Below are 22,469 nucleotides of genomic sequence, written 5' to 3'. Positions count from 1 at the left end.
TCGTCAGGCATTTATTTCGACACCCCCGGCCAATGGTCGGGGGTGTTGTCGTTGGGGCCTCCCTCTCCAGGCCTTGTGTCGAACCCCCGCTTCAGGCGAAGCGGGGGTTTTGTCGTTTATGGGGCTGAAAAACAGCCTGACAGAGTAATTTGTTGCGCTTTGGTCGGCTATGCTCCCCCGGCGGAGTGCATTTCGATAGAATGGCATTTTTTCCCGACGGGGATGATCGGAATGACGATTGGTGATCTGATCCGTTTGCTGAGCGACGGTGAGTATCACTCCGGCGAACAATTGGGCGAGCAGCTTGGCGTTTCACGCACGGCGGTCTGGAAGCAGCTCAAGAAGCTGGAGAAAATGGGGTTGCAGTTGGAGGCGGTGAAAGGCCAAGGGTATCGTTTGGCCGCACCGTTGGACCTGCTGTCCGGGCCGGCTATCATCGAGCGCCTGCCCGCGGAGCCACGTCATCATTTGACCCGCCTGTTCGTTGAAGATGCGCTGCCTTCGACCAACACTTTTTTGCGCGAGCGTTTTCAGCAAGGCGCTGGGCATGCTGAGGTGTGCCTAGCGGAGAGCCAGGAAGCCGGGCGTGGACGGCGTGGCCGTCATTGGGTCTGCCCCTGGGGGAGTGGCCTGCTGTTCTCGCTAGGGTGGCGTTTCGATGAAGGCGCGTCGGCGTTGGAAGGCTTGAGCCTGGCCGTGGGCGTGGTGCTGGCCGAAGTGTTGGAGCGCTTCTCCGTACCTGTGGTGCTTAAATGGCCCAATGATTTGTTGTTGCGCCGGGATGACGGCACAGCGAAGTTGGCCGGTATTCTGCTGGAGGTGAGCGGCGATGTCGCCGGTCCCTGCGAGGTCGTCATCGGTATTGGGCTCAATGTCGCCTTGCCTGACGCCGCGCGAGATAGCGTGGACCAACCCGTTGCCGCCCTGAATGATGTGAGGTCCGATATCACGCGCAATGAATTGTCCGCATCACTGGTGGAAGCCTTGCTGGGAATGTTGCCTCGTTTCGAGCAACATGGCTTCGAGCCTTGGCGTGATGCGTGGAATCGTCGCAATGCCTATGCAGGGCTCGAAGTGGATGTCGTTCAGGGTGGGCACACTTATACGGCTGTTGCCGAGGGCGTGGATGCCACTGGGAACTTGCGAGTCAATGTAGATGGGGAGGCCCGGCTGTTGGCCGGCGGTGAAATCAGCTTGCGCGCGCTCTCATGATTTTGGATCTCGATATCGGCAATACCTTGTCGAAATGGCGCCTGAAGGATGTCGCGAGCAGTGAAATTCGCTCTCGTGGGGCCGTCTGGACACGGGAAGAGTGGCGGCCTGGTGCCGACATACCAGATCTCGATGTGGTAGAGGCCGTGCGTATCTCGAGCGTCGCGCGAGAATCCGTATTGCGCGACACCGTGACCTTGCTGCGGCGCCAGGTCGGTGTGGTTCACGTGGCGCGTTCTACTCCCGAAGCGCTTGGTGTCAGCTGTGGCTATGATGAGCCTGGGCGTCTTGGCGTCGACCGCTGGATGGGTGTGCTTGCCGGCTATCAGCTGACTGGAGGCTGTTGCAGTGTCGATTGCGGCAGTGCGATCACCATGGATTTCGTGCTGCCGGGTGGGCGCCATCTGGGGGGGTACATCATCCCCGGGCTACGCTTGATGAAAGAGAGCCTCAAGCTGGGGACGCGTAATGTGGCCATTGACCCTGACAGTGAAGCAGATGAGCTGCTGGCACCAGGGCGCAACACGGTCGAGGCGGTCAATCATGGCATCTACATGTCGGCGGTGAGCGCTGTTAATCGTATCTATAGCGAAGTGTGCGATCGAGAAGGCGTTGCACTACCGCTACTCTTGACCGGGGGAGACGCTCGGGTAGTGTCGCGCGGGCTGCGTATCCCGCACGCAGTATGGCCGGACATGGTCTATGCCGGGCTCGAAACATGTTATCCGCTGACAGCGGCGGAGCGCGCTGGACGATTGGCCGGGGCGCCGCTGCCACCCCCCGTTCCTCCCCTGGAAAAAGTCCGGGCCGGCCTTGCATTCTCAATGCTGCTTTGACACAATGCTGCGCGTTTCGGGTCGACGGGCTCATGGACAGAGAAAAGCATTGTAAATTAAGTGCTTGACACAATTCTCAAATTCCGTAGAATTCGTCGCCACGTTGGAGGGGTTCCCGAGTGGCCAAAGGGAGCAGACTGTAAATCTGCCGCGAAAGCTTCGAAGGTTCGAATCCTTCCCCCTCCACCAGATTAAATGCTTGACCGCCAGCCTGTAGGGCGCAAGCGACGAGTGGGTAGGCGGGCATAGTTCAATGGTAGAACCTCAGCCTTCCAAGCTGATGATGCGGGTTCGATCCCCGCTGCCCGCTCCAAATTAAGCTCATGTAGCTCAGGGGTAGAGCACACCCTTGGTAAGGGTGAGGTCGACGGTTCAAATCCGTCCATGAGCTCCAATATTGGGCGAGACAAGCTTCTCGTCTTGGTGCGATACAATTGGGTTGCCTTCCTGGTTGTAGTTAGCTAACATGACGCGCGCTGTGGCAAAAGCCTACCAGTAAAGCGTCAGGTTGCAGAGTATAGGCCAGTAGCTCAATTGGCAGAGCAGCGGTCTCCAAAACCGCAGGTTGGGGGTTCGATTCCCTCCTGGCCTGCCAGCCTTCCTCAGTGCTGGTTCTTCCTTTATTCTTTCTTGCCACGCTTGCCGCGCCTTTAGGAGTTCCTTTTCCATGAAACAAAGCGCCGAGGTGCAAGGGTCGCGTTTCGATTTCGCCAGATGGGCGGTCGCCGTCGTTCTTGTCGTTCTGGCGGTGGCAGGCAATGCTTATTTTGCCGATCAAGCGCTGCTGTATCGCGTTCTAGGCGTCGTTGTGCTGGGTGTGGCCGCTGCGGCGGTAGCCTTGACCACGACCAAAGGGCGTGCGCTGACTGAGTTGGCGCGCGGGTCGCGTAAGGAAATTCAGCGCGTAGTGTGGCCGACGCGCCCCGAGACGATTCAGACCACTGCGATTGTCTTGGTGGCCGTAGTGTTGGTCGGCATTCTATTATGGCTGATCGATACGCTTCTCGGCTGGGCCATGTCCGGCATCATAGGTTAGGAGTTTTCATGTCCAAGCGTTGGTACGTCGTCCACGCCTACTCCGGTTTCGAAAAGCATGTGATGCGCTCTCTTCATGAGCGCGTCAAGATGTATGGCATGGAAGACCAGTTTGGCGAAATTCTGGTGCCGACCGAAGAAGTCGTCGAGATGCGTGACGGCAAGCGCCGCAAGAGCGAGCGCAAGTTCTATCCCGGCTATGTGCTGGTCGAGATGGAGATGACCGACGCCACTTGGCACTTGGTGAATGAGACGCCGCGTGTCATGGGGTTCATCGGCGGTACGCCGGAAAAGCCGGCGCCCATTACGCAAAAAGAAGCCGATGGCATCCTGCGTCGTGTGCAGGACGGTACGGACAAGCCACGTCCCAAGACGCTCTTCGATCCGGGCGAAACCGTGCGTGTCGTTGATGGGCCTTTTGCCGACTTCAACGGCGTGGTGGAAGAGGTCAACTACGAGAAGAGCCGCTTGCATGTCAGCGTGCTGATATTCGGGCGCTCGACGCCTGTCGAGCTCGAGTTCGCTCAGGTCGAAAAAGACTGAATTCAAGACGCCGGCTCGATATGAGCCGGTGCGTGTCGTAGAGGCCTCAGGGTCTCATTGAAACGGGGAGCCGCAAGGCGTTAGCACCCAACTGGAGTCCAATATGGCGAAAAAAGTACAGGCCTATATCAAGCTGCAAGTTGCAGCGGGTAAGGCCAATCCGAGTCCCCCCGTGGGCCCCGCGCTGGGTCAGCACGGTGTCAATATCATGGAGTTCTGCAAGACGTTCAACGCAGAAACTCAGGATATCGAGCCGGGCCTCCCGACGCCGGTCGTGATTACGGTCTACTCTGATCGCAGCTTCACGTTCATCACCAAGACGCCGCCCGCAGCAGTGTTGTTGAAGAAAGCGGCGGGAATCAAGTCTGGCTCTGGTGTGCCGAACAAGACCAAGGTCGGTACTGTGACGCGCGAGCAGCTGGAAGAGATTGCCAAGACCAAGGAGCCCGATTTGACGGCTTCCGACCTTGATGCGGCTGTCCGCACCATCGCAGGCAGTGCCCGTAGCATGGGCCTCAACGTGGAGGGTCTCTGATCATGGCCAAGCTTACCAAGCGCGCGCAGATGCTCAACGAAAAGGTCGACAAATCCAAGGTATATAACCTGGAAGAAGCGGTTGCCCTGTTGTCCGAAGTGTCCGCGGTCAAGTTCAAGGAATCCGTCGAAGTATCGATCAACCTCGGCGTTGACCCGCGTAAATCCGACCAAGTCGTGCGTGGCGCTACCGTCATGCCTAACGGTACGGGCAAAACCGCACGTGTCGCTGTCTTTGCGCAAGGCGCTGCTGCCGATGCCGCGAAAGAAGCCGGCGCCGATGTCGTGGGGATGGATGAACTGGCGGCAGACGTCAAGAAAGGCAATATGGACTTCGATGTGGTGGTTGCCGCACCGGACGCCATGCGTGTCGTTGGGCAGCTGGGCCAGATCCTCGGTCCGCGTGGGCTGATGCCCAACCCCAAGGTCGGCACCGTAACGCCGGACGTCGCCACTGCCGTGAAGAATGCGAAGGCAGGCCAGGTGCGCTTCCGTACCGACAAGAACGGCATCATCCATGCCGCCATCGGTAAGGTGGATTTCGACGCCAGTGCTATCAAGGGCAACCTCGATGCATTGATCGGCGACCTCAAGCGTCTCAAGCCGAGTACGTCCAAGGGCATCTACTTCAAGAAAATCACCCTGTCCACTACCATGGGGCCAGGGTTGACCGTGGATCACACGCCGTTCGTGTGAGTCGCGGGAAAAGGCAGTAACTTTGCGGTCCCCGTACACAGCGTTTAAACGTGGCGGCGGGGCACCGTCAAAGACCGCAGGTGCCATGCTTTCTCGAGGAAGCATGGCTTAATGGACCTAAAAAGCCGCCTGCGCAGATGGTGTGGCCGCCAGATTTCTGGTGAGCACCATCACCCCGGCCCCCTCTCGTGGTAAGCGAAGATGGGGGAGATGGTAACCACTGGAACGCCCCCAAAGGCGTCCGGTACGAAGGAGTGATCACTGTGCCATTAGCACTCGAAGGCAAGAAAGCGATCGTTGCCGAGGTCAGTGAAGCCGCACAAGATGCGCTCTCCGTCGTCGTTGCCGATTCTCGCGGTGTGGCCGTAAGCGCCATGACCGAACTGCGCAAGCAGGCCCGCGAGAATGGTGTGCAAATTCGTGTTGTGCGCAACACCCTAGCACGCCGCGCCCTCGAAGGTACTCCTTGGGAGTGCCTTAACGAGACGTTCTCGGGTCCGACCATGTTGGCCTTCTCCTATGAGCATCCGGGCGCTGCCGCTCGTCTGTTCAAGGAATTCGCCAAGAATGAGAAAGATTTCGAGATCAAGGCGCTGGCATACGAAGGCGAGTTCATCCCGGCTTCCGGTCTTGACCGCCTGGCGACGCTGCCGACACGTGATGAAGCCATCGCCAAGCTGATGTCCGTCATGAAGGAAGCATCGGCTGGCAAGTTGGCTCGTACACTCGCTGCGTTGCGTGACCAGAAGCAGGAAGAAGCGGCCTAAGGGCAGGCTGAACCGCACTGGCACGAATCCTGTATCAATGAGCTCTCATGATATGAGGCTCCCGCAAAGTTAGGAATTTGATAATGGCACTGACTCAAGAAGATATCATCAACGCCGTCGCCGAAATGTCTGTCATGGAAGTGGCTGAGCTCGTTTCCGCGATGGAAGAGAAGTTCGGTGTTTCTGCGGCCGCCGCTGTTGTGGCTGGCCCGGGTGGTGGCGAAGCTGAAGAAGCTGAAGAACAGACCGAGTTCGACCTGGTGCTGACCAGCGCTGGTGAGAAGAAGGTCAACGTCATCAAGGTGGTTCGTGAGATCACCGGTCTGGGCCTCAAGGAAGCCAAGGCAGCCGTCGACGGCGCCCCGGCAACCCTCAAGGAAGGCATGTCCAAGGAAGATGGCGACGAAGCCAAGACCAAGTTGGAAGAAGCTGGCGCATCCGTGGAACTCAAGTAACTCCGGTGACCATGGCTTTACGCGCTGCGTAAGCTTCATGGCTGGCGGCGGGCTTTCCCGCTGCCGGCCTTTTTCTGTTGCTGCTAGCCAGAATGTCACGTGTCTGACTAGACGAATTCCGACGGCGAGCTCTCGTAAGGGCTTGCCGTCAGCGCCTGACGGGAAATCCCTTCAGGCGGCGCCGACCACGCACCGGTCACCCAAGGTGAACAAGCTGGGGAATACAGATGGCTTACTCATACACTGAGAAAAAACGCATCCGCAAGGATTTCGGCAAACTGCCACAAGTGATGGATGTGCCCTACCTGCTGGCCATTCAGCTTGATTCCTACTACGACTTCCTCCAGCAGGACCGGGCGATCGAAGAACGCCTCGACGTCGGCTTGCATGCTGCTTTCAAGTCCGTGTTCCCTATCGAGAGCTTTTCCGGCAATGCCGCTCTCGAGTATGTCAGCTACCGCTTTGGCACGTCGGCTTTCGACGTCAAGGAATGCCAACTGCGTGGCGTGACCTATTCGGCGCCGCTGCGGGTCAAGGTGCGCTTGATCATCTACGATAAGGACTCGTCCAACAAGGCGATCAAGGACATTAAAGAGCAGGAAGTCTACATGGGGGAGATCCCCCTGATGACGGAAAACGGTACCTTCGTTGTCAATGGTACCGAACGTGTCATCGTCTCCCAGCTCCATCGCTCGCCGGGTGTGTTCTTCGACCATGACAAGGGCAAGAGTCACACGTCCGGCAAGCTGCTGTACTCCGCGCGAATCATCCCGTATCGCGGTTCATGGCTGGATTTCGAGTTCGATCCCAAGGACAACGTCTACGTCCGCATCGACCGTCGCCGCAAGCTGCCGGCCACGGTGTTGCTGCGCGCGTTGGGCATGAGTGCCGAGGAGATCCTCGAGACGTTCTTCGACACCAGCACCTTCCATGTCGAGAAGAAAGGATTCAGCGTCGAGCTGGTACCGTCACGTCTGCGTGGCGAGACGGCGACCTTCGATATCCAGGACGGCGAGGGTAACCTCATCGTCGAGGAAGGGCGTCGTATTACCCAGAAGCATATTCGCCAGATGGAAAAAGCCGGCCTCGAGCGCCTCGATGTGCCGATGGAATATCTGTTCGGCAAGACGCTGGCCAAGGATCAGGTCGATCCGAATACCGGCGAGCTGGTGTGCGAATGCAATACGGAAATCACCCCCGAGCTGCTTGAAACGCTCGGTCAGGCGGGCATTACCACGCTTGAGACGTTGTACACCAACGATCTCGACGCGGGCTCGTTCGTCTCCGATACGTTGAAGATTGATACCACGCGCTCTCAGCTCGAGGCGCTGGTCGAGATCTATCGCATGATGCGTCCCGGAGAGCCGCCGACAAAAGAAGCGGCCGAGACGCTGTTCCACAATTTGTTCTTCACCGAGGACCGCTACGACCTATCGGGCGTCGGTCGCATGAAGTTCAACCGCCGCCTGCGTCGCGAAGGGGACACCGGCTCCGGGATTCTCGACAACCAAGACATCCTCGATGTTCTTCGCGAGCTGATCAATATCCGTAATGGCTTCGGTGATGTCGATGATATCGACCACTTGGGCAACCGCCGCATTCGTTGCGTCGGCGAGATGGCGGAAAACCAGTTCCGTGTCGGTTTGGTGCGCGTCGAGCGTGCGGTCAAGGAGCGTCTCTCCATGGCGGAGAGCGAAGGCTTGATGCCTCAGGATCTGATCAATGCCAAGCCGGTGGCGGCCGCAGTGAAGGAGTTCTTCGGCTCCTCGCAGCTGTCCCAGTTCATGGACCAGAACAACCCGCTCTCCGAGGTGACGCACAAGCGTCGTGTGTCTGCGCTTGGGCCGGGTGGCCTGACCCGTGAGCGTGCCGGCTTCGAAGTGCGCGACGTCCATGCCACGCACTACGGTCGTCTGTGCCCGATCGAAACGCCGGAAGGCCCGAACATCGGCCTGATCAACTCACTGGCGACCTACAGCCACACCAACAGCTACGGCTTCCTGGAAACGCCGTATCGCAAGGTGGGTGATCGTCAGGTGACCGACGAGGTCGTGCATCTGTCGGCTATCGAGGAAGGTGACTTCGTCATTGCCCAGGCGTCGGCAACGGTGGACGAGGACGGCAAGCTGGTCGACGACCTGGTGCAGGTTCGTCACAGAGGCGAGACGACCTTCATGGCGCCGGATAAGGTCACGTTGATGGACGTGTCGCCGCGTCAGGTAGTGTCCGTGGCCGCGGCGTTGATTCCGTTCCTCGAGCACGATGACGCCAACCGTGCCTTGATGGGCTCGAACATGCAGCGTCAGGCCGTTCCGACCCTGCGTGCCGAGAAGCCACTGGTCGGTACGGGCATGGAGCGTTTCGTTGCTCGTGACTCTGGCGTCTGCGCGGTTGCACGGCGCGGCGGGGTGATCGACTCGGTGGATGCCAAGCGCATCGTGGTACGTATCAACGAAGATGAGATCATCGGCGGTGAAGCGGGTGTCGATATCTACAATCTCACCAAGTACCTGCGCTCCAACCAGAACACCTGCATGAACCAGCGCCCGATCGTTCGCCCGGGCGACACCGTGGCAAGCGGCGATATCCTGGCCGACGGTCCTTCCGTCGACATGGGGGATCTGGCACTGGGTCAGAACATGCGCATGGCTTTCATGCCGTGGAACGGCTACAACTTCGAGGATTCCATCCTCATCTCGGAGCGCGTAGTCGAGGAAGACCGCTTCACCAGCATCCATATTCAGGAGCTGACCTGCGTGTCTCGCGACACCAAGTTGGGCGCCGAGGAAATCTCCTCGGACATTCCCAATGTCGGTGAAGCGGCACTTGGCAAGCTCGACGAAGCAGGTATCGTCTACATCGGTGCCGAGGTCGGCCCTGGCGATATCCTGGTCGGCAAGGTCACGCCCAAGGGCGAAACCCAGCTGACGCCGGAAGAGAAACTGCTACGTGCGATCTTCGGCGAGAAGGCGTCCGACGTGAAGGACACTTCACTGCGTGCGCCGACGGGCATGAAGGGCACGATCATCGACGTGCAGGTCTTCACCCGCGATGGCGTCGAGAAGGATTCGCGCGCCCTGTCCATCGAGCAAAGCCAGCTCGATGAGGTGCGCAAGGACCTTCAGGAAACCTATCGCATCGCCGAAGAAGCCACCTTCGAGCGCCTCAAGCGCACCTTGCTCGGTCAGCCGGTCAATGGCGGTCCCAAGCTCAAGAAGGGCGACGTCCTCGATGAGGCCTATCTCGACGAGCTGCCGCGCAGCCAGTGGTTCAAGCTGCGCATGCAGGACGAGGCACTCAACGAGCTCTTGGCCCAGGCCGATGAGCAGTTGGAAACGCGTCGCAAAGAGATGGACGAGCGTTTCGAAGACAAGAAGCGTAAGTTGACTCAAGGCGATGATCTGGCACCCGGCGTGCTCAAGATCGTCAAGGTCTACCTGGCCGTTAAGCGTCGCATTCAGTCGGGTGACAAGATGGCCGGCCGTCACGGTAACAAGGGTGTCATTTCGTCGATCATGCCCGTCGAGGACATGCCGTTCGACGACAATGGCGAACCGGTCGATGTGGTACTCAACCCGCTGGGCGTGCCCTCGCGCATGAACGTCGGGCAGATCCTCGAGACTCACTTGGGCATGGCTGCCTGGGGGCTCGGGGTGAGAATCGACGAGATGTTGCGCGAGGCACGCCAGCAGCAGGTAGCGGAGATTCGCGACTTCTTGGGGCAGGTGTACAACACCGCCGAGACGCGCCAGGAGGATATAGACTCGCTCAGCGATGACGAGATCATTACCCTGGCGAAGAATCTGCGCAATGGCGTGCCGGTGGCGACGCCGGTCTTCGATGGTGCCAAGGAGCACGAGATCAAGCATCTCCTGAGCCTGGCCAACCTGCCGGATTCCGGTCAGATGACGCTCTACGATGGGCGTACGGGCGAGACCTTCGATCGCTCAGTGACGGTGGGCTACATGTATATGCTCAAGCTCAACCACCTGGTCGACGACAAGATGCACGCCCGTTCCACCGGTTCGTACTCGCTGGTGACCCAGCAACCGCTGGGCGGTAAGGCGCAGTTCGGCGGACAACGCTTCGGTGAGATGGAAGTCTGGGCGCTGGAAGCCTATGGCGCGGCCTATACCTTGCAGGAAATGCTGACCGTCAAGTCCGACGACGTGGAAGGCCGCACCAAGATGTACAAGAACATCGTCGACGGCGACCACTCGATGCAGGCAGGCATGCCGGAATCCTTCAACGTATTGGTGAAGGAAATCCGCTCGCTGGGTATTGATATCGAGCTGGAAGGCTGAGCGTTTCACGCTGACGAATGACGGTCCGCGGGGCCTTTAGAGGCCCCGCCCATGACAACTCCGCTACGGAGCCGACCCCATGAAAGATTTGGTGAAAGTCCTCAAATCGCAGGCACAGTCCGAAGAGTTCGATGCGATCAAGATTACGCTCGCATCGCCGGACTTGATCCGCTCCTGGTCCTACGGCGAAGTCAAAAAGCCTGAGACCATCAACTACCGTACGTTCAAGCCTGAGCGTGATGGCCTGTTCTGCGCCAAGATCTTCGGTCCGGTGAAGGATTACGAGTGCTTGTGCGGTAAGTACAAGCGCATGAAGCATCGTGGCATCATTTGCGAAAAGTGCGGCGTCGAGGTCACTAAGGCCGCCGTGCGCCGCGAGCGTATGGGACATATCGAACTGGCTGCGCCGGTGGCGCATATCTGGTTCCTCAAGTCGCTGCCGTCACGCATCGGCTTGTTCCTGGACATGACCCTGCGTGATATCGAGCGTGTGCTCTATTTCGAGAGCTTCATGGTCATCGATCCAGGCATGACCACGCTTGAGCGTGGTCAGTTGCTAAACGATGAGCAGTACTTCGAGGCACTGGAAGAATTCGGTGATGATTTCGATGCCCGCATGGGCGCCGAAGCCGTACAGGCATTGCTCAATGATGTCGATCTCGAAGAAGAGATCGAGCGCCTGCGCGAAGAAGTTCCGCAGACCAACTCCGAAACCAAGATCAAGAAGCTCTCCAAGCGCTTGAAGCTGTTGGAGGCCTTCTACAAGTCCGGCAACGACCCGGCGTGGATGATCATGGAAGTGCTGCCGGTACTTCCGCCGGATCTGCGCCCGTTGGTGCCGCTGGACGGTGGCCGTTTCGCGACGTCGGATCTCAACGATCTGTATCGTCGCGTGATCAACCGCAACAATCGCCTGAAGCGTCTGCTCGACCTCAATGCGCCGGATATCATCGTGCGCAACGAGAAGCGCATGCTGCAGGAATCGGTCGATGCGCTGCTCGACAACGGTCGTCGCGGCCGTGCCATCACCGGTTCCAACAAGCGTCCGCTGAAGTCACTGGCCGACATGATCAAGGGCAAGCAGGGGCGTTTCCGTCAGAACCTGCTGGGCAAGCGTGTCGACTACTCCGGCCGTTCCGTCATCACCGTCGGTCCGACCCTGCGCCTGCACCAGTGCGGTTTGCCCAAGAAGATGGCGCTTGAGCTGTTCAAGCCGTTCATCTATTCCAAGCTACAGGCGAGCGGCCAAGCGTCTACCATCAAGGCCGCCAAGAAGATGGTCGAGCGCGAGCTGCCGGAAGTGTGGGACATCCTTGCCGATGTCATCCGCGAGCACCCGGTGATGCTCAACCGTGCACCGACGCTGCACCGCTTGGGTATCCAGGCCTTCGAACCGTTGTTGATCGAAGGCAAGGCGATCCAGCTGCATCCGTTGGTGTGCGCGGCGTATAACGCCGACTTCGACGGCGACCAGATGGCCGTACACGTCCCGCTGACGCTGGAAGCACAGCTCGAGGCGCGGACGCTGATGATGGCCACTAACAATGTGCTGTCGCCAGCCAACGGCGAGCCCATCATCGTACCGTCTCAGGACGTCGTGCTGGGTCTATATTACATGACTCGCGAGAAGGTCAATGCCAAGGGCGAAGGCATGGTTTTCTCCAACCTCGACGAAGTCGAGCGTGCGTTCGGGACCGAAAGCGTGTCGATGCATGCGCGTGTCAAGGTGCGTCTCACCGAATACGAACGGGACGACGAAAGCGGTGAACTGAACGGCAAGACCTCGCTGCGTGATACGACGGTGGGGCGTGCCTTGTTGTTCCGCATTTTGCCCAAGGGGATGCCCTACGAGCTGGTCGATCAGCCGATGAAGAAGAAGGCGATTTCCGGCTTGATCAATGCCGTCTATCGTCGTGCGGGCCTCAAGGATACGGTCATCTTCGCCGACCAGTTGATGTACACCGGTTTCCGTCTGGCGACTTGGTCGGGCGCATCGATCGGGGTCAACGACTTTGTCATCCCCGACTCGAAGAAGGAAATCGTCGACGGGGCCGAGGAAGAGGTCAAGGAAATCGAGGACCAGTTCTCCTCCGGTCTGGTGACTGCGGGCGAGAAGTACAACAAGGTCATCGATATCTGGTCCAAGGCCAACGATAAGGTCGCCAAGGCGATGATGGCGGGGATCTCGAAGGAGACCGTCACCGACCGTCATGGCGAACAGGTCGAGCAGGATTCGTTCAATAGCGTCTTCATCATGGCCGACTCCGGGGCACGTGGTAGTGCCGCACAGATCCGCCAGTTGGCGGGCATGCGCGGGCTGATGGCAAAGCCGGATGGCTCGATCATCGAGACGCCGATCACCGCCAACTTCCGCGAAGGCTTGAACGTCCTGCAGTACTTCATCTCGACGCACGGTGCGCGTAAGGGTCTGGCGGATACGGCACTCAAGACCGCCAACTCCGGTTACTTGACGCGCCGCTTGGTGGACGTGTCTCAGGACTTGGTGGTGACCGAAGAGGATTGCGGCACGTATGAAGGCCTGACGCTACATCCGGTGATCGAGGGCGGTGACGTCATCGTATCGCTGGCGCAGCGTGTGCTAGGCCGCGTCGTGGCGCAGGATGTCATCGATCCTGCCAACGATGATGTATTGATTCCGCGCGGTACTTTGCTGGATGAGGCTTGGTGCGCCAAGCTCGATACCATGGGCGTGGACGAGATCATCGTGCGCAGTGCGATCACCTGCGAAACACGACATGGTGTATGCGCATCGTGCTACGGCCGTGACTTGGCGCGTGGCCATCAGGTCAACATCGGCGAAGCTGTCGGTGTTATCGCGGCGCAGTCGATTGGTGAGCCGGGTACCCAGCTGACCATGCGTACTTTCCACATCGGGGGGGCTGCATCACGTGCCTCGGCCGTCGATAGTGTTCAGGTCAAGCACGGTGGCACGGTGCGCCTGCACAACATCAAGCATGTCGAGCGCAATGACGGCAAGCTCATCGTGGTCTCTCGCTCGAGTGCTCTGGCCGTCGCCGACGAGCATGGTCGCGAACGTGAGTACTACAAGTTGCCGTATGGTGCCGAGCTGTCGGTACGCGACGGTGACATGGTCGAAGGCGGGACGCCGGTCGCCAAGTGGGATCCGCACACCCATCCGGTCGTGGCTGAGGTCGAGGGTAGGGCCCAGTTCAGCGACATGGAAGAAGGCATCACGATCCACCGTAGCGTGGACGAGATGACCGGCCTGTCGAACATCGAGGTGATCGAGACCGCTGCGCGCCCAACCTCTGGCCGTGAAAAGCGTCCGATGATCATGCTGCTCGACGACAATGGTGAGCATGTCACGCTGCCGGGCTCCAACACCCCTGTGCAGTACATGCTGCCCGGTAAGGCCATCATCGCAGGCGAAAATGGCGATCAGGTCGGTGTCGGTGAGGTTATCGCGCGTATCCCGGTCGAAGCGTCCGGTAACAAGGACATCACCGGGGGTCTGCCGCGTGTCGCCGACTTGTTCGAGGCGCGCAAGCCCAAGGAGCCAGCGATTCTGGCCGAGGTCACCGGGACCATCAGCTTTGGCAAGGAAACCAAGGGCAAGCGTCGCCTGACGGTTACGCCTGAAGAAGGTGATCCGGTCGAGATGCTGATCCCCAAATGGCGTCAGATCGGGGTGTTCGAAGGCGAGACGGTGGAGAAAGGCGAGGTCATCTCCGACGGCCCCAGCAACCCCCACGACATCCTGCGCCTGCTCGGGATCGCGGAATTGGCCAAGTACATCACGGTCGAGATCCAGGACGTCTATCGTCTGCAGGGCGTGGTCATCGATGACAAGCACATCGAGGTGATCGTGCGTCAGATGCTGCGCAAGGTGGAAATCACCGATGCAGGGGATTCTTCCTTCATTACCGGCGACCAGGCGGAGTACGTTCGCGTCCTCGAGGAAAACGCACGCCTGGCCCAGGAAGATAAATTCCCGGCCAAATGCGAGCGTCTGCTGCTGGGTATCACCAAGGCGAGCCTGGCAACCGAGTCGTTCATCTCGGCGGCATCGTTCCAGGAAACCACCCGCGTGTTGACCGAGGCGGCGGTGTCCGGCAAGCGTGACTACCTGCGCGGCCTCAAGGAAAACGTTGTGGTGGGTCGCCTGGTGCCGGCCGGTACAGGGTTGGCGCACCACGCCGAGCGGCGTCGCAAGCGCGAGGGTGATGAGCACACGCTCAACCCATCGGCCTCCGATGTCGAACAGGAGTTGGGCGCGCAGCTCACCGCGCTGGACGCCGACGACGAAGACCTCTAGGCGTATGCCGTCAAGTCCGGCGCCTACTGGGTGGCGGACTTGACGTGGCTCGTCGCCAGACATTAGAATGCGCAGCCTTTAACAGTGGGGTGGGTACGTCCTGTCCCAATGTTGAAAGGTTTGGCAACCATTGGAGTCAGCTACAGATATGGCAACGATCAATCAGCTCGTGCGCAAGCCGCGCAAGCGCCCGGCCGCCAAGAGCGACGTGCCGGCGCTGCAGTCTTGCCCGCAAAAGCGCGGGGTTTGCACCCGTGTATACACCACCACCCCGAAGAAGCCGAACTCGGCGCTGCGTAAGGTCTGCCGTGTGCGCCTGACGAATGGCTACGAAGTCGCTTCCTACATCGGCGGTGAAGGTCACAACCTGCAGGAACACTCTGTGGTCCTGATTCGCGGCGGTCGTGTAAAAGACTTGCCGGGTGTGCGTTATCACACCGTTCGCGGCGCGCTGGATACTTCTGGTGTTCAGAATCGCCGTCAGGGCCGTTCCAAGTACGGTACCAAACGTCCCAAGTCTTGATCGCAAAGCGATCAGGGCTTCAACTGTTGTCGGTCAGATAAGAGTAAGGTCGAGCGCGCGATGCGTCGTCTCGAGTTTACCTGAAGGACCCTTCGAAACGAGGGCTTATCATGCCTAGAAGAAGAGTTATCGCCAAACGCGAAATCCTCCCGGATCCGAAATTCGGAAGTGAGCGTCTGGCCAAGTTCATGAACCACCTGATGATCAGCGGCAAGAAATCTGTAGCTGAGCGTATCGTCTATGGTGCGCTGGACAGGGTTGCCGAACGTAGCAAGGATGAGCCGCTGGAAATCTTCGACAAGGCGCTGGAAACGATCCAGCCGATGGTTGAGGTCAAGTCTCGCCGCGTTGGCGGTGCGACCTATCAGGTGCCCGTGGAAGTCCGTCCTTCTCGCCGCCAGGCCCTGGCCATGCGTTGGCTGGTGGATGCGGCGCGCAGTCGTGGTGAGAAGACCATGGTGCAGCGCCTCGCTGGCGAAATGCTGGACGCCGCCGAAGGCAAGGGTGCTGCTGTGAAGAAGCGTGAAGACGTGCATCGCATGGCAGATGCCAACAAGGCCTTCTCTCACTACCGCTTCTAACCAACGGGGTATTCCATCGTGGCACGCAAGACTCCGCTTAATCGCTACCGTAATATCGGTATCGTGGCTCACGTCGACGCCGGGAAGACTACCACTACCGAGCGTGTCCTGTTCTATACCGGCCTGTCGCACAAGGTCGGCGAAGTTCATGATGGTGCCGCCACCATGGACTGGATGGAGCAGGAGCAGGAGCGTGGTATCACAATCACCTCTGCTGCGACCACCTGTTTCTGGCAGGGGATGAGCAAGCAGTTCGATGAGCATCGTATCAATATCATCGATACACCGGGGCACGTTGACTTCACGATCGAAGTCGAGCGTTCCTTGCGTGTCCTCGACGGTGCCGTCGTTGTGCTTTGTGGCTCTTCCGGTGTACAGCCGCAAACCGAAACGGTTTGGCGCCAGGCCAATAAGTATGAAGTTCCGCGCATGGTGTTCGTCAACAAGATGGACCGTGCCGGCGCCGATTACTTCATGGTACTCAACCAGCTCAAGCAGAAGCTGGGGGCCAATACCGTTCCGATCCAGATCAACTGGGGCGCGGAAGATAACTTCAAAGGGGTTATCGACCTGATCCAGATGAAGGGTATTCTCTGGGACGAAGCCAACCACGGCATGAACTATGAGCTGGTCGACATTCCCGATGAGCTTAAGGAAACCGCCGAGGAGTATCGCGAGGCGATGGTCGAAGCCGCCGCCGAAGCGTCTGAAGAGTTGATGGACAAGTACCTCGAAGAGGGGGCTCTCTCCGAGGCGGACATCAAGGCTGGCTTGCGTCGCCGTACCCTGGATAACGAAATCGTTCTGGTGACGTGCGGTAGCGCGTTCAAGAACAAGGGCGTCCAGGCGGTACTCGATGGCGTGATCGAATACATGCCGTCACCGACCGAAGTCAAGGCCATCGAAGGTGAGCTTGACGACAAGGATGGCACTATCGCCACGCGTGAAGCTGACGATAAGGCTCCCTTCGCCGCGCTGGCTTTCAAGATCGCCACTGACCCATTCGTCGGTACGCTGACCTTTATCCGCGTCTACTCGGGTGTGCTCAAGTCCGGTGATAGCATCTTCAATTCCGTGAAGAGCAAGAAGGAGCGCGTGGGCCGTATCGTCCAGATGCACTCCAATTCACGCGAGGAGATCAAGGAAGTCTACGCGGGCGATATCGCCGCGTGCATCGGTCTCAAGGATGTCACCACTGGTGACACGCTCTGCGATCTGCATGACAAGATCATTCTTGAGCGCATGGAATTTCCGGATCCGGTGATCTCGGTCGCCGTGGAGCCGAAATCCAAGCCCGACCAGGAGAAGATGGGGACCGCGCTGGGCAAACTGGCTCAGGAAGATCCTTCTTTCCGCGTCAAAACCGACGAGGAAACCGGTCAGACGATCATTTCTGGCATGGGCGAGCTTCACCTCGACATCATCGTCGATCGTCTGCGTCGCGAATTCAAAGTCGACGCCAATATCGGTAAGCCGCAGGTAGCCTACCGCGAAACGATTCGCGCCAGTGTCGAGCAGGAAGGCAAGTTCGTTCGTCAGTCGGGCGGTCGTGGTCAGTACGGTCACGTGCTGCTGCGTATCGAGCCGCTGACGGCCGAAGACAAAGGCGAAGACGAAGACATGAACTTCAAGTTCGCCTCCGAAATCGTCGGTGGTGTGGTTCCCAAGGAATACGTGCCGGCCGTCGAGAGAGGGGCCTATGAGCAGCTGCAGAACGGGGTCATCGCGGGTTACCCGATGATTGACGTCAAGGTCACGCTGTTCGATGGTTCCTACCATGACGTGGACTCGAACGAGACTGCGTTCAAGGTTGCCTCTTCCATGGCGATCAAGGAAGGCGCGCCGAAGGCCAAGGCCGTGCTGCTGGAGCCGGTGATGAAGGTTGAGGTCGTGACTCCCGAAGAGTTCATGGGGGATGTCATGGGCGATATTAACCGCCGCCGTGGCCTCGTTCAGGGCATGGATGACTCGCCGTCTGGCAAGATTATCCGCGCCACGGTGCCGCTGGCTGAGATGTTCGGTTACGCGACCGATTTGCGTTCTCAGACCCAGGGCCGCGCAAGCTACACTATGGAGTTTGCGGATTATGAAGAGGCGCCCTCCAGCGTCGTTGAAGCCGTCATCAACCAGAATGGTTAACCGTTAGCTAACGTAAAGAGGTTATAGCAGTGGCTAAGGAAAAATTTGAACGTAACAAATCGCATATCAACGTCGGTACCATCGGTCACGTCGACCATGGCAAGACCACGCTGACTGCGGCACTGACTCGCGTTTCCGCAGAGGTTTTCGGCGGCGACTGGCGCGAATTCGATACGATCGATAATGCGCCGGAAGAGCGTGAGCGCGGTATCACCATCGCGACTGCTCACGTCGAATACCAGTCTGAAGTGCGCCATTACGCGCACGTCGACTGCCCGGGGCACGCTGACTACGTCAAGAACATGATCACCGGCGCCGCCCAGATGGATGGTGCTATCCTGGTCTGCAGCGCCGCTGATGGCCCCATGCCGCAGACGCGCGAGCACATCCTGCTGTCTCGCCAGGTCGGCGTTCCGTACATCGTCGTGTTCCTGAACAAGGCCGACATGGTCGATGACGAAGAACTGCTCGAGCTGGTCGAGATGGAAGTTCGTGAGCTCCTCAACGAGTACGACTTCCCGGGCGACGATACGCCGATCATCATCGGTTCCGCGCTGATGGCGCTGGAAGGCAAGGATGACAATGGCATGGGTACCACCGCCGTTGCCAACCTGATCAAAGCCCTGGACGCGTATATTCCGGAGCCGGAGCGTGCCATCGATCAGCCGTTCCTGATGCCGATCGAGGACGTGTTCTCGATTTCCGGTCGCGGTACTGTTGTGACTGGTCGTGTCGAGCGCGGTATCGTCAAGAGCGGTGAAGAAGTCGAGATCGTGGGTCTCAAGGACACCGTCAAGACGACCGTTACCGGTGTTGAGATGTTCCGCAAGTTGCTCGACGAAGGTCGTGCTGGCGAGAACATTGGTGCGCTGCTGCGTGGCACCAAGCGTGACGACGTCGAGCGTGGCCAGGTATTGGCCAAGCCGGGTACCATCAAGCCCCACACTACCTTCGAAGCCGAAGTTTACGTGCTGTCCAAGGAAGAAGGCGGTCGTCATACGCCGTTCTTCAAGGGCTACCGTCCGCAGTTCTACTTCCGGACCACTGATGTGACCGGTACTTGTGAACTGCCGGAAGGCGTCGAAATGGTCATGCCGGGCGACAACGTCCAGATGACTGTGACGCTGATCGCGCCGATCGCCATGGAAGACGGCCTGCGCTTCGCGGTTCGCGAAGGTGGACGTACCGTGGGTGCCGGTGTTGTCGCCAAGATCGTCAAGTAAGGGTTCCGCCCTTCGATGATCGAAGGGGGCTCCTTTGGGGAGCCCCCTTTCTGTGCATGTTTGACAGTCACTGTCAGCCTGCCTATAATGCGCATCCTTTGAATGCGTGGGTAGACGGCTCGCGCCGTCGACATCCATTGGAGTTTAAGGCTAATGCAGAACCAAAAGATTCGCATTCGGTTGAAGGCCTTTGACCATCGCCTGATTGACCAGTCCGCGCAAGAAATCGTGGATACCGCGAAGCGTACGGGTGCTCAGGTCCGTGGTCCGATCCCACTACCGACTAATCGCGAGCGCTATACCGTATTGATCTCGCCGCACGTCAACAAGGACGCGCGCGATCAGTACGAGATTCGCACTCACAAGCGTGTGCTCGACATTGTCGAACCCACGGAAAAAACCGTAGACGCGCTGATGAAGCTCGACCTCGCCGCTGGCGTGGATGTGCAAATCAAGCTCGACTGACCACACTAGTCACTAGCGGCTTTTCCACAAGGTCGCCACGCCGGGACGGCGTCACACAATGTGCTAGTGGAATGCTCTGGAAAGGGCAGCCATAGCGGGTGATAGCCCCGTACACTAAAGGAGACTGAACATGACTATCGGTTTGGTCGGTAAGAAGAGCGGCATGACCCGCATCTTTACCGAGAATGGCGCCTCCGTGCCCGTAACCGTTATCGAGGTCGAGCCGAATCGCGTGACTCGCGTCAAGACTGTCGAAACCGACGGCTATAGCGCGATTCAGGTGACTTCGGGTTCCCGCAAGGCCAAGCATCTGACCAAGGCTGCCGCAGGGCAGTATGCCAAGTCAGGTGTCGAGGCCGGTCGTGCATTGATGGAGTTTCGTCTCGCAGAAGGCGAAGACACTCCTGAAGTGGGCGGCAACATCACCGTATCCCTCTTTGAAGCCGGTCAGAAAGTCGATGTGACTGGTACCTCTAAAGGCAAGGGCTTCCAGGGCGCCGTCAAGCGCTGGAATTTCCGCACCCAAGACAATGGCCACGGCAACTCGCTTGCGCACCGTGCACCGGGCTCCATCGGTATGTGCCAGACGCCAGGTCGCGTCTTCAAGGGCAAGAAGATGGCCGGTCAGATGGGCAATGAGCGTGTCACCGTCCAGAGCCTGGAAATCGTGCGCGTCGATGCCGAGCGTAATTTGCTGCTGGTCAAAGGCGCCGTGCCGGGTGCGACCGACTGCGAAGTCATCGTACGCAGTGCCGTTAAAGCTCGCTGAGGGGTATGAGACCGATGAATTTGAATCTCGCAGGTGCCGAAGCCGGCACTGTCGAAGTGTCAGACGCTACCTTCGGTAAAGAGTTTAATGAGTCGCTGGTCCACCAGGTCGTGACTGCGTACTTCGCAGCCGGTCGCCAGGGGACTCGTGCACAGAAGACTCGCGCCGAAGTACGTGGCGGCGGCAAGAAGCCGTGGCGTCAAAAAGGAACCGGCCGTGCGCGTGCCGGCACTATCCGCTCGCCGCTGTGGCGTAGTGGTGGTGTGACCTTTGCGGCGCGCCCGCAAGACTACACCCAGAAAGTCAACCGCAAGATGTACCGCGCGGCCATGCGCTCGATTCTCTCCGAGCTGGTGCGTCAGGAACGTCTGGTCGTTGTTGACAGCATTGCGGTGGATGCCCCCAAGACCAAGCAGCTGATTGCCAAGCTGAAGGACCTGGATCTCGAGAAAGCGCTGATCGTCACCGAAGATATCGACGAAAAGCTGTTTCTCGCCGCGCGTAACATTCCCTACGTCGATGTAGTGGATGTCGCGGCTGCCGATCCGGTGAGCCTGGTTGCCTTTGACAAGGTGCTGGTCACCGTTTCCGCTCTGCGTAAATTCGAGGAGAAGCTGGGATGAACCAGGAACGCGTATTCAAGGTTCTGCTCGGGCCTCATATGACCGAGAAGGCCGCATTCGCCGCCGAAAACAACCAGTACGTGTTCAAGGTGGCCCAGGACGCGACCAAGCCCGAGATCAAGAAAGCCGTCGAAGCGCTCTTCGAGAAGAAGGTCGCCGGTGTGCAGGTCTTGAATGTCAAGGGTAAGACCAAGCGCACGCAGCACGGTGTTGGTCTGCGCAAGGGATATCGCAAGGCATACGTCACGCTGGCGGCCGGCGAGACTCTCGAAGACTTCTCTGGCGCCGAGTAAGGCAGGAGTACGGATCATGGCAGTTGTTAAGACCAAACCCACGTCCGCCGGTCGTCGTCACGTCATCAAAGTCGTCAACGACGAGCTCTACAAGGGCCGCCCTTATGCCGGCCTATTGGAAAAGAAATCCAAGAGCGGCGGTCGTAACAATAACGGTCGTATCACTACCCGTCATGTCGGGGGTGGTCACCGTCAGCACTATCGTGTGATCGATTTCAAACGTGCCAAGGATGGCGTTGCCGCCGTCGTTGAGCGCCTTGAATACGATCCCAATCGTAGCGCCAATATTGCGCTGCTCAAGTACCTGGATGGCGAGCGTCGCTACATCATCGCTCCGCGTGGCGTGAAAGCGGGCGATCGCTTGGAGTCCGGCGTCAATGCAGCGATCAAGCGTGGTAACGCGCTGCCGCTGCGTAACATTCCGGTAGGGTCTACCGTGCACTGCATCGAGATGAAGCCCGGCAAGGGTGCTCAGATCGCGCGGAGTGCCGGTGCCAGCGCCCAGTTGGTAGCACGTGAAGGCAACTACGCCACTGTGCGTCTACGTTCCGGCGAGATGCGCAAGATTCTGGCGGAATGCCGTGCGACCTTGGGTGAAGTGGGCAATTCCGAGCACAGCCTCCGTCAACTTGGCAAGGCCGGTGCAAAGCGCTGGAGAGGTGTGCGCCCGACGGTTCGCGGTGTCGCGATGAACCCGGTCGACCATCCGCATGGTGGTGGTGAAGGCCGCTCCAGCGGTGGCCGTCACCCGGTCAGCCCGTGGGGTATCCCCACCAAGGGCCATAAGACCCGCAAGAACAAGCGCACCGACAAGCTGATCGTCCGTCGCCGCAAGGCTCGGAAGTAAGCATCTAACGCCAAGACATTAAGAGGTAACGGCTGTGCCACGTTCACTGAAGAAAGGTCCCTTTATTGACCTTCATCTGTTGAAGAAGGTTGAGACTGCAGTGGAGAAGAGCGATCGCAAACCGATCAAGACCTGGTCGCGTCGCTCCATGATCCTGCCCAATATGGTCGGGCTCACCATTGCAGTCCATAACGGTCGCCAACACGTCCCGGTGCATGTCTCCGAGGAAATGGTTGGCCACAAGCTGGGCGAATTCGCTGCCACCCGCACCTATCGCGGCCATGCGGCGGACAAGAAAGCCAAACGGTAAGCCAGAGAGGTTAGAGA

At 58.9% G+C, this 22,469-nt stretch carries 20 protein-coding genes and 4 tRNA genes; all 24 read left to right on the top strand.

The genetic code is table 11. From position 1 onward, the window contains the following. The first annotated feature begins 231 nt into the window (after window positions 1-231). The 24 genes from OP494_RS15555 (at window position 232) to rpsS (ending at window position 22,452) form a co-directional block, all read left to right on the top strand. Window positions 232-1,212, top strand: coding sequence for a biotin--[acetyl-CoA-carboxylase] ligase (locus OP494_RS15555; RefSeq protein ID WP_280542154.1), 981 nt, complete (start codon window positions 232-234; stop codon window positions 1,210-1,212). Next, window positions 1,209-2,048 (top strand): type III pantothenate kinase, encoded by an 840-nt coding sequence (locus OP494_RS15550; RefSeq protein WP_178999560.1) that lies wholly within the window; start codon window positions 1,209-1,211, stop codon window positions 2,046-2,048. Before OP494_RS15555 ends, OP494_RS15550 begins: the two co-directional genes overlap by 4 nt. Window positions 2,049-2,153: 105 nt before the next feature. Then, window positions 2,154-2,237: transfer RNA gene (locus OP494_RS15545), tRNA-Tyr, on the top strand. Between the two features lie 50 nt (window positions 2,238-2,287). Next, window positions 2,288-2,361 (top strand) — tRNA-Gly (locus OP494_RS15540). A gap of 6 nt (window positions 2,362-2,367) precedes the next feature. Continuing rightward, a tRNA-Thr gene (locus tag OP494_RS15535) sits at window positions 2,368-2,442 on the top strand. Between the two features lie 125 nt (window positions 2,443-2,567). Further along, a tRNA-Trp gene (locus OP494_RS15530) sits at window positions 2,568-2,643 on the top strand. Window positions 2,644-2,715: 72 nt separating this feature from the next. Beyond that, window positions 2,716-3,084: a preprotein translocase subunit SecE gene (gene secE / locus OP494_RS15525; protein ID WP_178999559.1), complete on the top strand. Its 369-nt coding sequence runs from the start codon at window positions 2,716-2,718 to the stop codon at window positions 3,082-3,084. A gap of 8 nt (window positions 3,085-3,092) precedes the next feature. Continuing rightward, window positions 3,093-3,626, top strand: a complete 534-nt coding sequence (gene nusG / locus OP494_RS15520; protein ID WP_040239448.1) for a transcription termination/antitermination protein NusG — start codon at window positions 3,093-3,095, stop codon at window positions 3,624-3,626. Between the two features lie 103 nt (window positions 3,627-3,729). After that, on the top strand, window positions 3,730-4,161 hold the full coding sequence (gene rplK / locus OP494_RS15515; RefSeq protein ID WP_040239445.1) for a 50S ribosomal protein L11: 432 nt from the start codon (window positions 3,730-3,732) through the stop codon (window positions 4,159-4,161). A 2-nt stretch (window positions 4,162-4,163) separates the two neighbouring features. Continuing rightward, a complete protein-coding gene (gene rplA, locus OP494_RS15510; RefSeq protein WP_280542151.1) occupies window positions 4,164-4,856 on the top strand; it encodes a 50S ribosomal protein L1 in 693 nt (230 codons plus the stop codon). 263 nt (window positions 4,857-5,119) lie between these two features. Further along, the gene (rplJ, locus tag OP494_RS15505) at window positions 5,120-5,623 is read left to right on the top strand and encodes a 50S ribosomal protein L10 (protein ID WP_280542149.1); all 504 of its coding nucleotides are present in this window, start codon (window positions 5,120-5,122) and stop codon (window positions 5,621-5,623) included. Between the two features lie 83 nt (window positions 5,624-5,706). After that, window positions 5,707-6,078 (top strand): 50S ribosomal protein L7/L12, encoded by a 372-nt coding sequence (gene rplL / locus OP494_RS15500; RefSeq protein ID WP_040239438.1) that lies wholly within the window; start codon window positions 5,707-5,709, stop codon window positions 6,076-6,078. A 227-nt stretch (window positions 6,079-6,305) separates the two neighbouring features. Next, complete coding sequence (gene rpoB / locus OP494_RS15495; RefSeq protein WP_280542147.1) at window positions 6,306-10,382, top strand: DNA-directed RNA polymerase subunit beta; 4,077 nt, start codon at window positions 6,306-6,308, stop codon at window positions 10,380-10,382. A 79-nt stretch (window positions 10,383-10,461) separates the two neighbouring features. Beyond that, complete coding sequence (gene rpoC, locus OP494_RS15490) at window positions 10,462-14,679, top strand: DNA-directed RNA polymerase subunit beta' (protein ID WP_280542145.1); 4,218 nt, start codon at window positions 10,462-10,464, stop codon at window positions 14,677-14,679. Window positions 14,680-14,827: 148 nt separating this feature from the next. After that, window positions 14,828-15,202, top strand: a complete 375-nt coding sequence (gene rpsL / locus OP494_RS15485; RefSeq protein WP_040239433.1) for a 30S ribosomal protein S12 — start codon at window positions 14,828-14,830, stop codon at window positions 15,200-15,202. Between the two features lie 110 nt (window positions 15,203-15,312). After that, the gene (gene rpsG / locus OP494_RS15480; protein WP_040239431.1) at window positions 15,313-15,783 is read left to right on the top strand and encodes a 30S ribosomal protein S7; all 471 of its coding nucleotides are present in this window, start codon (window positions 15,313-15,315) and stop codon (window positions 15,781-15,783) included. 18 nt (window positions 15,784-15,801) lie between these two features. After that, window positions 15,802-17,922 carry an elongation factor G gene (gene fusA, locus OP494_RS15475; RefSeq protein WP_280542143.1) on the top strand — a complete coding sequence of 707 codons (2,121 nt, stop codon included), beginning with the start codon at window positions 15,802-15,804 and terminating at the stop codon, window positions 17,920-17,922. 29 nt (window positions 17,923-17,951) lie between these two features. Next, window positions 17,952-19,145, top strand: a complete 1,194-nt coding sequence (gene tuf / locus OP494_RS15470) for an elongation factor Tu (RefSeq protein ID WP_280542141.1) — start codon at window positions 17,952-17,954, stop codon at window positions 19,143-19,145. A 153-nt stretch (window positions 19,146-19,298) separates the two neighbouring features. Continuing rightward, window positions 19,299-19,610 carry a 30S ribosomal protein S10 gene (gene rpsJ / locus OP494_RS15465; RefSeq protein ID WP_011505728.1) on the top strand — a complete coding sequence of 104 codons (312 nt, stop codon included), beginning with the start codon at window positions 19,299-19,301 and terminating at the stop codon, window positions 19,608-19,610. Between the two features lie 130 nt (window positions 19,611-19,740). Beyond that, entirely contained in the window at window positions 19,741-20,379 is a 639-nt protein-coding gene (gene rplC, locus OP494_RS15460; RefSeq protein WP_075369415.1) for a 50S ribosomal protein L3, read from the top strand. A 14-nt stretch (window positions 20,380-20,393) separates the two neighbouring features. After that, the gene (gene rplD, locus OP494_RS15455; protein ID WP_040239419.1) at window positions 20,394-21,002 is read left to right on the top strand and encodes a 50S ribosomal protein L4; all 609 of its coding nucleotides are present in this window, start codon (window positions 20,394-20,396) and stop codon (window positions 21,000-21,002) included. Then, on the top strand, window positions 20,999-21,295 hold the full coding sequence (gene rplW, locus OP494_RS15450) for a 50S ribosomal protein L23 (protein WP_040239417.1): 297 nt from the start codon (window positions 20,999-21,001) through the stop codon (window positions 21,293-21,295). Before rplD ends, rplW begins: the two co-directional genes overlap by 4 nt. 16 nt (window positions 21,296-21,311) lie before the next feature. Further along, entirely contained in the window at window positions 21,312-22,142 is an 831-nt protein-coding gene (gene rplB, locus OP494_RS15445) for a 50S ribosomal protein L2 (protein ID WP_075369414.1), read from the top strand. 34 nt (window positions 22,143-22,176) lie between these two features. Continuing rightward, on the top strand, window positions 22,177-22,452 hold the full coding sequence (gene rpsS, locus OP494_RS15440) for a 30S ribosomal protein S19 (protein ID WP_011505733.1): 276 nt from the start codon (window positions 22,177-22,179) through the stop codon (window positions 22,450-22,452). Window positions 22,453-22,469 lie beyond the last annotated feature (17 nt).

It is taken from the genome of Chromohalobacter sp. 11-W (assembly GCF_029889905.1).
In the GTDB taxonomy this organism is placed as follows: Bacteria; Pseudomonadota; Gammaproteobacteria; order Pseudomonadales; family Halomonadaceae; genus Chromohalobacter.
This window is presented reverse-complemented; position numbering and strand designations above follow the sequence as displayed.

Coding starts and splice junctions, on each gene's coding strand:
- rplB (WP_075369414.1), top strand. CDS start 21,312: ATGGCAGTTGTTAAGACCAAACCCACGTCCGCCGGTCGTCGTCACGTC.
- rplL (WP_040239438.1), top strand. CDS start 5,707: ATGGCACTGACTCAAGAAGATATCATCAACGCCGTCGCCGAAATGTCT.
- rplW (WP_040239417.1), top strand. CDS start 20,999: ATGAACCAGGAACGCGTATTCAAGGTTCTGCTCGGGCCTCATATGACC.
- rplK (WP_040239445.1), top strand. CDS start 3,730: ATGGCGAAAAAAGTACAGGCCTATATCAAGCTGCAAGTTGCAGCGGGT.
- rplC (WP_075369415.1), top strand. CDS start 19,741: ATGACTATCGGTTTGGTCGGTAAGAAGAGCGGCATGACCCGCATCTTT.
- rplD (WP_040239419.1), top strand. CDS start 20,394: ATGAATTTGAATCTCGCAGGTGCCGAAGCCGGCACTGTCGAAGTGTCA.
- rplA (WP_280542151.1), top strand. CDS start 4,164: ATGGCCAAGCTTACCAAGCGCGCGCAGATGCTCAACGAAAAGGTCGAC.
- OP494_RS15555 (WP_280542154.1), top strand. CDS start 232: ATGACGATTGGTGATCTGATCCGTTTGCTGAGCGACGGTGAGTATCAC.
- rpoB (WP_280542147.1), top strand. CDS start 6,306: ATGGCTTACTCATACACTGAGAAAAAACGCATCCGCAAGGATTTCGGC.
- rpsL (WP_040239433.1), top strand. CDS start 14,828: ATGGCAACGATCAATCAGCTCGTGCGCAAGCCGCGCAAGCGCCCGGCC.
- nusG (WP_040239448.1), top strand. CDS start 3,093: ATGTCCAAGCGTTGGTACGTCGTCCACGCCTACTCCGGTTTCGAAAAG.
- rpoC (WP_280542145.1), top strand. CDS start 10,462: ATGAAAGATTTGGTGAAAGTCCTCAAATCGCAGGCACAGTCCGAAGAG.
- rpsG (WP_040239431.1), top strand. CDS start 15,313: ATGCCTAGAAGAAGAGTTATCGCCAAACGCGAAATCCTCCCGGATCCG.
- rpsJ (WP_011505728.1), top strand. CDS start 19,299: ATGCAGAACCAAAAGATTCGCATTCGGTTGAAGGCCTTTGACCATCGC.
- OP494_RS15550 (WP_178999560.1), top strand. CDS start 1,209: ATGATTTTGGATCTCGATATCGGCAATACCTTGTCGAAATGGCGCCTG.
- secE (WP_178999559.1), top strand. CDS start 2,716: ATGAAACAAAGCGCCGAGGTGCAAGGGTCGCGTTTCGATTTCGCCAGA.